The sequence below is a fragment of the Shewanella sp. 11B5 genome (assembly GCF_002836795.1).
GTDB classification, from domain to species: Bacteria; Pseudomonadota; Gammaproteobacteria; order Enterobacterales; family Shewanellaceae; genus Shewanella; species Shewanella frigidimarina.
Genome location: NZ_PJAP01000680.1, coordinates 1 through 2,040 on the forward strand (window position 1 = coordinate 1; position 2,040 = coordinate 2,040).

Below are 2,040 nucleotides of genomic sequence, written 5' to 3' on the forward strand. Positions count from 1 at the left end.
AAATGCCGACAACGAAAGTGAGCTTGCATCAGTATTAGCCCACGAAATTACCCACGTGACTCAACGCCATCTAGCACGATCTCTTGAAGCACAACAAAAAAGCTCGACTGCAACGATTGTGGGAATGTTAGGGGCTATTTTATTAACAATTGCTGCACCTCAAGCCGGTATGGCTGCCTTGGCGACAACTCAAGCATTAGCAACGCAATCTAAAATAAACTATACCCGCTTACATGAAAAAGAAGCTGACCGTATTGGAATGCAAATTCTTGTCGATGCTGGATTTGATCCTAATGCTGCTGCTACATTTTTTGGTCAATTAGCAATTCGCTATCGTTTTACCACAACACCACCACAAATGTTGCTGACGCATCCATTGCCAGAATCACGTATTACTGAGGCTCGTAACCGCGCAGCTCAGTACCCTAAACGTAATGTCCCTAACAGCCTTAACTTTCAGCTAGCTAAAGCCCGTATCCAAGTTCGCTTTTCAAGTTTTAGTGATGATGCCGCGTTATCTTTGTTTGAACAACAACTCAAAAAGAATGAGTATTCTTTTAAACAAGCGGCACTCTATGGCAAAGCGTTAGCACTTTTCCGTTTGGAAAAATTTGCTCAAGCTGAAGTGATCATCGATGATCTACTAAAACAAGATGACAATAATCTGTTCTACATCGACACCAAAACAGATTTGTTAGATCAGAAAAAAGATTTTGCAGGCGCAATAGCATTATTAGAAGCTCAGCGGAAATTGAAACCGACTTCGCAAGTGGTCAACACAAACTTGGCCAATATTTATGTTCAGGCAGATCAACCGAAAAAAGCGATTCCACTTTTAGAAGAACTGATATTTTTCGATAAGCAAAATATGCTGCCGTATCAAATTATGGCTGATGCATATCGTAAGCTAGACAATAAAGCGCTTGAGTATTACAGCAATGCCGAACTCATGGCCTTATCGGCTAACTATAAAGGTGCTATTGACCAACTCAATTATGCATATCGCTATTCTGATGGACAAAACCTGCAACTGGCGCGAATTGAGGCAAGAATAAGACAATTTAGACAAGCAGATAGGGCAATGGAAGAATTAAAATAGCCGCGATAATCTAACCTTATAAGCTATTTTTTGATAGAATAATGGCAAACAATAAATCTACTTATTGTTTGCCATTTTTTAATGACGGACTATGACAATGACAACCACAAAAACAACGATATACCATAACCCTCGCTGTTCAAAAAGCCGTGAAACACTCGCTCTGTTGCAAGCTAATGCAGCAGATGTCACTGTCGTTGAATACTTAAAGACGCCACCTACAGCGGATGAAATTCAGACTATTTTACAACAACTTGGTTTAACAGCTCGCCAGCTTATGCGCACTAAAGAAGACGAATATAAAGCTCAAAATTTGGCTGACGCATCGTTATCGGAAGATCAGCTCATCGCTGCAATGGTAGCAACACCTAAATTAATTGAACGCCCTATCGTGCTAGCCAACAACAAAGCAGCCATTGGTCGTCCGCCAGAAAATGTTTTGTCTATTCTTTAACGAGTAAAATAATGACTTCACAAACCTTGTTTCAACTAAGTCGAATTGGTTACCTTGCATTACTCCTGCTGCTCAGCGGCTGGTTTATTCAACAAGGCATGAATGGCACCTACTCTTTAGGGTTCAGCTTAATATGGATTGTACCTTTACTGTTTCCACTTAAAGGCATTTTAACCGGTAACCCATATACATATGCATGGGCCAGTTTTATTCTGTGTGTATACTTATTACATGGCTTAACCCTTGCTTATGTCACTACTGATGCGCTGGTATTTGCACTGATTGAATCAGTATTGATTTGTGTGTTGTTGGTGAGTTTTCCATTCTATGCTCGTAAGCGCGGCCGAGAGCTAGGATTAGGGTTGAAGAAAAAGTCTGAACAACAATAAACAACTTTCATTTTTGTTGTTTATTTGAGCGCCTTCGGGCGCTTTTTTGTTGCTTGCATTTAACCAAAACAGCGTGCTACATTCGTTCGTTAACAAGA

Annotated in this window: 3 protein-coding genes; all 3 read left to right on the forward strand. The window is 40.3% G+C overall.

Annotated elements, in window-relative coordinates; genetic code table 11:
• Positions 1–1,099: M48 family metalloprotease (locus CXF78_RS15225; RefSeq protein WP_102037268.1), on the forward strand; the 1,099-nt coding region annotated here is incomplete at its 5' end.
• Positions 1,100–1,196: 97 nt separating this feature from the next.
• Entirely contained in the window at positions 1,197–1,553 is a 357-nt protein-coding gene (gene arsC / locus CXF78_RS15230) for an arsenate reductase (glutaredoxin) (RefSeq protein ID WP_041412910.1), read from the forward strand.
• 11 nt (positions 1,554–1,564) lie between these two features.
• Positions 1,565–1,942: a DUF2069 domain-containing protein gene (locus tag CXF78_RS15235; protein ID WP_011637219.1), complete on the forward strand. Its 378-nt coding sequence runs from the start codon at positions 1,565–1,567 to the stop codon at positions 1,940–1,942.
• Positions 1,943–2,040 lie beyond the last annotated feature (98 nt).